This window comes from Candidatus Synechococcus spongiarum SH4, assembly GCF_000586015.1.
GTDB lineage: Bacteria > Cyanobacteriota > Cyanobacteriia > PCC-6307 > Cyanobiaceae > Synechococcus_B > Synechococcus_B spongiarum_F.
Genome location: NZ_JENA01000087.1, coordinates 1 through 6,341, shown reverse-complemented (window position 1 = coordinate 6,341; position 6,341 = coordinate 1). Strand labels below are relative to the sequence as shown.

7 protein-coding genes are annotated in these 6,341 nt (G+C 64.6%); 5 read left to right on the top strand and 2 right to left on the bottom strand.

Annotated features, from left to right (window positions below):
* Positions 1 to 170: 170 nt before the first annotated feature.
* The 4 genes from BG35_RS0105305 to BG35_RS0105290 all read left to right on the top strand — a co-directional run bounded on the left by BG35_RS0105305 (position 171) and on the right by BG35_RS0105290 (position 2,745).
* Positions 171 to 1,061 carry a 6-carboxytetrahydropterin synthase gene (locus BG35_RS0105305; protein ID WP_034417207.1) on the top strand — a complete coding sequence of 297 codons (891 nt, stop codon included), beginning with the start codon at positions 171 to 173 and terminating at the stop codon, positions 1,059 to 1,061.
* 134 nt (positions 1,062 to 1,195) lie between these two features.
* Positions 1,196 to 1,768: a RibD family protein gene (locus BG35_RS10465; RefSeq protein WP_236619794.1), complete on the top strand. Its 573-nt coding sequence runs from the start codon at positions 1,196 to 1,198 to the stop codon at positions 1,766 to 1,768.
* Entirely contained in the window at positions 1,765 to 2,133 is a 369-nt protein-coding gene (locus BG35_RS0105295; RefSeq protein ID WP_034417204.1) for an NAD(P)H-quinone oxidoreductase subunit M, read from the top strand. Before BG35_RS10465 ends, BG35_RS0105295 begins: the two co-directional genes overlap by 4 nt.
* Positions 2,134 to 2,139: 6 nt before the next feature.
* Entirely contained in the window at positions 2,140 to 2,745 is a 606-nt protein-coding gene (locus BG35_RS0105290; protein ID WP_025782009.1) for a DUF3172 domain-containing protein, read from the top strand.
* Here the strand turns inward: BG35_RS0105290 and BG35_RS0105285 are convergent.
* Complete coding sequence (locus BG35_RS0105285) at positions 2,720 to 3,700, bottom strand: LysR family transcriptional regulator (protein ID WP_025782008.1); 981 nt, start codon at positions 3,698 to 3,700, stop codon at positions 2,720 to 2,722. The two genes, BG35_RS0105290 and BG35_RS0105285, sit on opposite strands and share 26 nt — an antisense overlap.
* A 123-nt stretch (positions 3,701 to 3,823) precedes the next feature.
* On the opposite strand from BG35_RS0105285, the gene BG35_RS0105280 reads away from it, so the two are divergent.
* Complete coding sequence (locus tag BG35_RS0105280; RefSeq protein WP_025782007.1) at positions 3,824 to 5,830, top strand: NAD(P)H-quinone oxidoreductase subunit 5; 2,007 nt, start codon at positions 3,824 to 3,826, stop codon at positions 5,828 to 5,830.
* A gap of 28 nt (positions 5,831 to 5,858) precedes the next feature.
* On the opposite strand, the gene BG35_RS10460 is transcribed toward BG35_RS0105280, so the two are convergent.
* Positions 5,859 to 6,341, bottom strand: a 483-nt coding sequence (locus BG35_RS10460) for an ATP-binding cassette domain-containing protein (protein ID WP_034417201.1), incomplete at its 5' end; no start/stop codon positions are given.

Sequence of the window (6,341 nt, the reverse complement as noted above, 5' to 3'; positions counted from 1 at the left end):
ATTGGCGCCAGCAAGTTGCTGACGGAGGGGACGGTATTCGGGGGCGCAGTTCATGGGTTCCATTGATTAGGATCAATCCAGCTTCACGAATGGCGATGACGGCCATGGTCGCGGCCCCGGTTGCCGCAGCAGCCATCGCCAGCAACGGCGCCAGCAACGGCGCCAACGCAATGGCTCCCCACGGCGAGGGTCGGTTCTGCCTGATCACCCGGCGGGCCACGTTCTGCGCCAGTCACCGCTACTGGCTGCCGGAGTTGAGTGCCGCAGACAACGAAGCCCGCTTTGGGCGCTGTAGTAGTTTCCCCGGCCATGGCCACAATTACGAGTTGGTGGTCACCATGGCCGGTCCCCTGGACGCCAACGGCATGGTGCTGAATCTGTCGGAGGTGAAGCGCCACATCCGTCGCCAGGTGACGGACCCCCTGGACTTCAGCTTTCTCAACACCACATGGCCGCAGTTGGCCAGCAAGTTGCCCTACACCGAGTGGCTGTGTCACTGCATCTGGCAGCGACTCCAGCCCCACCTCCCCGTGGTGGGCATTCGTCTGTATGAACACCCTCTCCTCTGGGCGGATTATTTCGGTCAAACCATGGATGCTTTCCTCACCATCTCCACCCACTTCGCGGCAGCCCATCGTCTGGCGCGACCCGAGTTGAGCTTTGAAGAGAACGTGGCCACCTACGGGAAATGCGCCCGTCCCCACGGCCATGGGCACAACTACCACCTGGAGGTGACGGTGCAGGGGTCCATGGACGAGCGCACCGGCATGCTCTGTGACCTGGCCGCGCTGGAGCAGGTGGTGCGGGACGTGGTGACCGAGCCCTTTGACCACACCTTCCTCAACAAGGACATTCCCCACTTCGCCACCACGGTCCCCACTGCGGAAAACATTGCCCTGCACATCTGTGACCTGCTCCGGCAGCCCATTGTCCGCTGCGGGGCAAAGTTGCATAAGGTGCGGCTTCAGGAAAGCCCCAATAACGCTGCAGAGGTGTACGCCGAGTCTCCCGTGGCCTACCGTCCCGTTGCCCAGGCCCTGCAAGCCCTGGCCAGCCGTTGAGGGTGGGTGGATGCCCGCGCCGGCCGTGAGGCCATGGGTCCCCGGCTTTGCCTGGTGCTGGCGGTAAGCCTGGATGGACGCTTGGCGCCGCCCCGGGGGGGGCAGCCAAACTGGGGGGAGCGGCGGATCGTCGTGTGCTGGAGGAGTGCCTGGCCTGGGCCGATGCCTGCCTGGTGGGGGCCGGCACCCTGCGAGCCCATGGCGGCACCTGCCTGATCCATGGGGAGGATTTGCTCCGGCAGCGCCGGCGGCGGCAGCAGCCTGATCAGCCTCCCTTGGTGGTGGTCTCGCGCCATGCCCGCCTGGATGGGGACCTGCCTGTCTTTCAGCAACCGCTGGAGTGCTGGTGGCTGGCGCCGGGCCAGGCTCGGGTGGACCGGGTTCCCCCATGGTTCCGGGGCGCCATCCCCCTGCCCCACTGGCGGGCGTTGCTCCCAACCATGGCCCGGAAGGGATGGCGGCGGCTGGTGGTGCTGGGGGGCGCCCAACTGGCCACCACCCTGGCGTCCCATGACCTCCTCCATGAGATCCATCTCACCCTCTGTCCCACGCTGCTGGGGGGTGGTCATCTCTGGCTGCAAGACAGGGCCTTGATCCCCCCGAACCTGTGGCGTCCTGTGGAAAGCCGTTCTCTGGGGGGTGGGGAATGGCTCTGCCGCTGGCGGCGCCAGTCAGAATGTGAGCCTTCCCCTGATTCTCCGCCATGAGTCCGGACCAGTTGCCTTCCATGGTCAAATGCACAACCCGCCATGTGCGCATCTTTGCGGCCCGGGTGGACGACAACGGGGTGCTGGAGCCCGTCAACGACAAACTCACCCTGGACGTGGATCCGGACAACGAGTTTCTCTGGAACGACGATGCGCTGCAACAGGTGCAGCAGCGCTTTCGGGAGCAGGTGGAGACCTATGCCGGTCGTCCCCTCAACGACTACAACCTGCGCCGCATTGGCGCCACGCTGGAAAACCTGATCCGCCAGTTGCTGCAGAGTGGAGCCATTGCCTACAACCCCGATGGTCGCGTCATGAACTACAGCATGGGACTTCCCCAGCAAGACACCCCTCAATCCGGTTGAACCGCCATGGCCCCACGTCGTCCCGCCTACCGTTCCCCGAACCAGCCCCCGCGCCGCTCTGCCCCTGACGGCCGGGACGCTCCCCCCCGCGCCCTGGGACCCGGTAGTCCGGGACAGGACGGTTCCTCCGGCCGCTTCGGCAATCTCTGGCTGCTGGCCGGGGTGTTGGTGGTGGGGGTTGGCATTGGCAGCTTCATCACCACCACCCAATCCGCAGGGAGCCGCACGGGAAACATTGCCAGCAGCCAGGACCTGGACCTGGCGGTGCCGGACCCCGAGTTCTGCAAGCAGTGGGGCGCCAGCGCCTACGTGATGGACGTGGAGCTCTACCAGACCATGAATCCGGTGACCAGCTTCGTCACCCAACCCAAGTTGCAGCCAGGCTGCGTGATCCGGCGGGAAAACTGGTCCGTGCTGCAGAAGGAAGGGGTGGTGAGCAGCGAAGACATGCGCCGGTGCAAGCAGCGCATGAACACCTTTGCCTATATCGGCTCCATCCGGGACCAGCCCATCGTCCGTTGTGTCTATCAGACTGATATTGCCGACAATCTTTTCCTGGGTCGCACCGGGGAGGGGGGCAGCGCCCTCAGCGACGAAAGGGGCCAGTTTTAAGGGGTTGTGCGGGCGGGTGGGCCATGGGGCTATCGGCGCTGGCGAACAGGGGCAGCACCTCCCGCTTGAACGCCTCCGCCGCCCGGGAGCAGTAGCGGGAAGGGTGGGCAATCAGCTTGAGTTGGCGGCAAACCAGCAGATCCGCCACCCGCCCCCGGGCCAGACTCCCCACCGCCAGTTCCCGCTCCACCGTCAACACCGGCAAAAAGGCAACCCCCAGACCCGACTGGACGGCATTCTTGATGGCCTCGATGGAGTTGAGCTCCATGTCAATCCTGAGCCGCTGGATTTCCAGACCACCGTCATTGAGCAGTTGATCCACCACTCTGCGGGTTGTGGACTGGGGATCCAGGGCGATGAACCCCAGGCGGTAGAGGTCTTCCTTCTGCAATTCCGGCTGACGCGCCATGGGATGCTCCGGCGGCAACACCAACTGCAACTCGTCGTTGGCATAGGGCTGGCACAGGAGTTGTTGGGAGAGTTCCACGGGAATCTCGCCGCCGATGATGGCCAGATCAATCTGGCCGTTGACCACGCTCCGGCTTGTGCGGCGGGTGCTGTGGACATGCAGTTGAACAACCACGTCCGGGTGCTTGTGGCGGAACAACCCCAGCATCCGCGGCATCAGATAGGTGCCTGTGGTCTGGCTGCCCCCCACCCTCAGATGCCCGCCCCGCAGGCTGTTGAGGTCTTCCAGCGCCCGGCAGGCCTCGTGGCACTGGCTCAGAATACGGTCACAGTAGCTCAGCAGCACCCGACCGGGCTCGGTGAGTTGGGCGCTGCGACCACAGCGGTCAAACAGACAGACGTTGAGCTGTTTCTCCAGGTTCTGCACCTGGAGGCTCACGGCGGGCTGGCTCACGTAGAGGCTGTCGGCGGCCCGCTTGAAGCTGCCTTCCCGGGCAATGGCCCGGAGGATGCGCAACTGATCCAGGCTGAATGGCAAGTTGTCCAAGCCTGGCTCCTGCGTCGTCCGGGATGTGGTGGCAATCGTAGGCGAAATCACCCATCCGGAACCGCAATCCCTACCTAATGTGAGCCGGGGACACACAGCCCCTGATCCATGAATCTGGTAACGATGGCGACGGCTGCAGATCTTGCCTGGTTAATTCCGGTCCTGCCCCTTGTGGGGGCCACCGTTGTGGGCCTGGGGCTCATCAGCTTCAGCCGCACAGTGAGCCGATTGCGGCGGCCGGCGGCCCTGTTGCTCACCAGCACGGTGGGGGCCTCCACGGTGATGAGCATGGCCACCCTGTGGGAGCAACTGACTGGGGCGCCCAGCCATGAGCAGCTTTTCGACTGGGCCAATGCAGGCGCGTTTCATTTGCAGATGGGCTACTGCGTCGATCCCCTCACGGCCGTGATGCTGGTGGTGGTGTGCAGCATCGCCCTGCTGGTGATGGTGTATTCCCACGGCTACATGGCCCATGATCAGGGCTACGTGCGTTTCTTCACCTATCTGGCCCTGTTCAGCAGTTCCATGCTGGGGCTGGTGGTGAGCCCCAACCTGTTGGAGATCTACGTGTTCTGGGAGTTGGTGGGCATGTGCTCCTATCTCCTGGTGGGCTTCTGGTATGAGCGCACCGGGGCGGCCCATGCCGCCCAGAAGGCTTTTGTTGTCAACAGAGTGGGGGATTTCGGTTTGTTGCTGGGCATCCTGGGGCTGTTCTGGGCCTCGGGGCGGCTTGACTTCCAGGGGGTGGCCACGGGGGTGGAGGCTGCCGTCGCCAACGGGGAGTTGTCCGGGGCGGTTGCGGTGCTGCTCTGTCTGCTGGTGTTCATGGGTCCCATGGCCAAGTCCGCCCAGTTTCCCCTCCATGTGTGGTTGCCGGACGCCATGGAGGGCCCCACCCCCATCTCCGCCCTGATCCATGCCGCCACCATGGTGGCGGCGGGGGTCTTTCTGGTGGCCCGGCTGGAGCCCCTCTACAGCCTCTTCCCCCAGGTGCAGTTCACCATTGCCTGCATTGCCGCCCTCACCTGCGTCCTGGGGGCATCCATCGCCCTCACCCAGATGGATCTGAAAAAGGGCCTGGCCTACAGCACCGTCTCCCAGTTGGGCTACATGATGCTGGCCATGGGCTGCGGCGCCCCCACCGCGGGACTATTCCACCTGGTGACCCATGCCTGTTTCAAGGCCATGCTGTTTCTCGGCTCCGGCTCGGTGATCCATGCCATGGAAGCCGTGGTGGGCCATGAACCGGTGCTGGCCCAGGACATGCGACTCATGGGGGGCCTGCGCCGCAAGATGCCCATCACGGCGTCCACGTTCTTCATCGGCTGCCTGGCCATCAGCGGCATCCCCCCGTTGGCCGGATTCTGGAGCAAGGATGAAATCCTCGGTCAGGCCCTGGCCACCAGCCAGTTGCTCTGGGGTGTGGGCTGGCTCACCGCAGGTCTGACAGCCTTCTATATGTTCCGCCTCTATTTCCTCACCTTCGAGGGGAGCTTCCGTGGTCACGACACAGCCCTGCAGGCCCGGTTGTTGGCGGCGGCCGGCCATGGGGGAGACCAGGAGCAGGACCACCATCGCCATGAGCCCGGCCCCCTACGGGAATCAGCCTGGTCCATGACCCTGCCCCTGGTGGTGTTGGCCGTCCCTTCCCTGTTCGTTGGTCTGCTGGGGGTTCCCTGGAATTCCCGCTTTGCCGCGTTGCTGGATCCCCACGAGGCCATGGTGTTGATGGAGGAGTTTTCCTGGTCCCGCTTCCTGCCCCTGGCGGGGGCGTCCGTGGCCGTTGCTCTGGTGGGCGTTGCCCTGGCTGCCGTGGCCTATGGGCTCGGATGGGTGGACCTGGGGCGCGCTGTGGCCCGGCGGTTGCCTGCTCTGAACGCCTTTCTGGCCAACAAGTGGTATCTGGACGCCATCAACGAGCGGCTGTTCGTTCAGGGCAGTCGTCGCCTGGCGCGCCAGGTGTTGGAGGTGGATGCAAAGGTGGTGGACGGCGCCGTGAACCTGACCGGTCTTCTGGCCCTGGGCAGTGGCGAGGGTCTGAAATACCTGGAAACCGGACGGGCCCAGTTCTATGCCCTGGTGGTGTTTGCCGGGGTGGTGGGCATTGTTGTGTTGTTCGGGTTCCGGTAGGGATGACGGGATCCGGTCCGCCTCCCGGTCAAAGGCGGTCCAGCCGCACCAACTCGGCAAAGCTGGGGGAGACACTGCGCAATTCCTCAAAGCGGCCGGAGGCTTTGACGCACCCGTTGGCAAGTTCATGGATCCGGTCGCAGCGGGCCACGGTGGCCAGGCGGTGGGCAATGATCACCGTGGTGCATTGCCGACCCACCTGCTCCAGCGCCTGAATGACGTCACTCTCGGTGCGGTTGTCCAGGGCGCTGGTGGCTTCATCCAGCAACAGAAACCGGGCGCGACGGTAGAAGGCCCGCGCCAGGGCGATCCGCTGCCGCTGACCGCCGGAAAGCTGGATGCCGTTCTGGCCGACAGGGGTTTGCAGGCCGGCGGGAAGGCTGGCCACAAGCTCCGTCAACTGGGCTGTGGCGATGGCCTCCTGAACCCGGTGGTGGTCCACGGCCTCCTCCTCCACTCCGAACGCCACGTTTTGTTCCACAGTGCCGTCCAGCAACTGGATCAACTGGGG